The organism is Saccharopolyspora sp. (assembly GCF_017434145.1).
GTDB lineage: Bacteria > Actinomycetota > Actinomycetes > Mycobacteriales > Pseudonocardiaceae > Saccharopolyspora_C > Saccharopolyspora_C galaxeae.
The window spans coordinates 1-1,778 of sequence record NZ_JAFRFW010000319.1 but is presented as its reverse complement, the minus strand read 5'-3'; the positions used below and the strand labels follow the sequence as shown (position 1 = coordinate 1,778).

2 protein-coding genes are annotated in these 1,778 nt (G+C 71.3%); both read left to right on the top strand.

The genetic code is table 11. The annotated features are described in order from the left end of the window. Positions 1 to 418 precede the first annotated feature (418 nt). On the top strand, positions 419 to 1,054 hold the full coding sequence (gene sigE / locus IJH84_RS08840; protein ID WP_233628405.1) for an RNA polymerase sigma factor SigE: 636 nt from the start codon (positions 419 to 421) through the stop codon (positions 1,052 to 1,054). After that, positions 1,051 to 1,773 (top strand): zf-HC2 domain-containing protein, encoded by a 723-nt coding sequence (locus tag IJH84_RS08835; RefSeq protein WP_200073294.1) that lies wholly within the window; start codon positions 1,051 to 1,053, stop codon positions 1,771 to 1,773. Before sigE ends, IJH84_RS08835 begins: the two co-directional genes overlap by 4 nt. Positions 1,774 to 1,778 lie beyond the last annotated feature (5 nt).

Sequence of the window (1,778 nt, the reverse complement as noted above, 5' to 3'; positions counted from 1 at the left end):
TCGAGCTTGTCGCCCGCCTTCTCGAGGTCGGCCTGCCGCCCGGCGGCGTCACCGAGCAGCCTGCCCGGCCGGTCCAGCGGACCGGGATCGATCGACGTCTCGGGTATCACGGGTAACAAGATTATCTCTGAAGGGCATTCAGTTGTGCGGAACGAGCACATCGTTAGCCGCCCGTTTCTTCCCCGCACCCGCCACTCGCTGGGCCGATCGAGTGAAAACCGGTTTCTCAGGATGCTCTCAGGGCGCTTTCATACCTGCCTCACCCGCGCGCGAAACAGTGGTGCATGACGGGCCGATGTCCCGTGCACACGCCGGCGATCCCGCCGGTACCCCGCCAACAACGCTGCAGCTCGGGAACAACGTCGATGCTCCGCTCGTTCTCCGGATGCAACCGCCGCAGGAGGTGGCTTCTCGTCCGATGCCAACACAGTCGATGAGTCCGGCTCAGCACGCCGAACAACACGCCGGCACCGCGCCCGTGACCGAGACGGGGCCCGTCACCGAGACGGCACCAGCCACCGAGACGACCTGGACGCCGCCGTCCTGGGACGAGGTGGTCCGGGAGCACGCCGACCGGATCTACCGGCTGGCATACCGGCTCACCGGCAACCAGCACGACGCCGAGGACATCACCCAGGAAACCTTCATCCGCGTCTTCCGGTCGCTGGCCTCCTACAAGCCGGGCACCTTCGAGGGCTGGTTGCACCGGATCACCACGAACCTGTTCCTGGACATGGCGCGGCGCCGGTCCCGGCTGCGGATGGAAGGTCTGCCGGAGGACACCGACCGGCTGCCCAGCAGCGGGCCCAGCCCGGAGCAGGTCTTCCACGACACCCACCTCGACCCGGACCTGCAGGCCGCGCTGGACGAGCTGCCGCCGGAGTTCCGCGCCGCCGTGGTGCTCTGCGACGTGGAAGGGCTCTCCTACGAGGAGATCGGCACCACCCTCGGGGTGAAGCTGGGTACGGTGCGCAGCAGGATCCACCGCGGACGGCAGATGTTGAAAGCGACCCTGGAAGCGCGTCGCGCGCACGCTCGGGAGGACTCGGCATGACAGGACGGCGAGGGTGGGGTCTGCCCGAGCAGCACCTCGCGCTGGACGCGCTCGTGGCGTTCGTGGACGGCGAACTCAGCGCCAACGCCCACGACCGCGCGGCCGCCCACCTCGCCAGGTGCCCGGCTTGCGCGGCCGACGCCACCGCACAACGGCAAGCGCGGGCCGCGGTGCAGTCCGCGGGCGCGCCGTCGGTCTCCCCCGGCTTGCTGCAGGCCCTGCAATCCATCCCCTCCAACGCGGAACTGCCCGCGCAACCGGACGGCCTGGCGCTGACCGAGGACGGCCAGCTGGTCACCGTCGACCCCAGTGCCCGGCGCGGACGCTTCGGATCCGGCGCGGCGCTGGGTTCGAGCACGCCGCTGGGCGGCGGTCAGCAACCGCTGGGTTCGAGCACGCCGCTGGGCGAAACCGGTCTCGACTCCCGCGGGCAGGCACGGCCCGGGCGCGGCAGGCGAACCGGGGCGGGCGTGGTGTTCTCCAGCCTCGTGCTCGGAGCGCTGGCACTGGTCAGCATGCCGGACGAGCAGGGGCCACCGCCCGCGGTCGGGCCGCTGCCGCACCCCGGCGGCGCCTACGACTCCGCGCTGATCCCGGCTTCGACCGGGCTGCGCACCCCGCCCCCTCCGCCGGCGCCCAGCTTGGCCGCGGTTCCCGGGCCCGGTACCTCCAGCATTCCGGCCGGCCGACCGGCGATGTCGGCTTCTGTCCAGCCATGACCCCG

Bases quoted from the DNA above. Each gene is read 5' to 3' on its own strand.
- IJH84_RS08835 (WP_200073294.1), top strand. From the start codon at position 1,051: ATGACAGGACGGCGAGGGTGGGGTCTGCCCGAGCAGCACCTCGCGCTG.
- sigE (WP_233628405.1), top strand. From the start codon at position 419: ATGCCAACACAGTCGATGAGTCCGGCTCAGCACGCCGAACAACACGCC.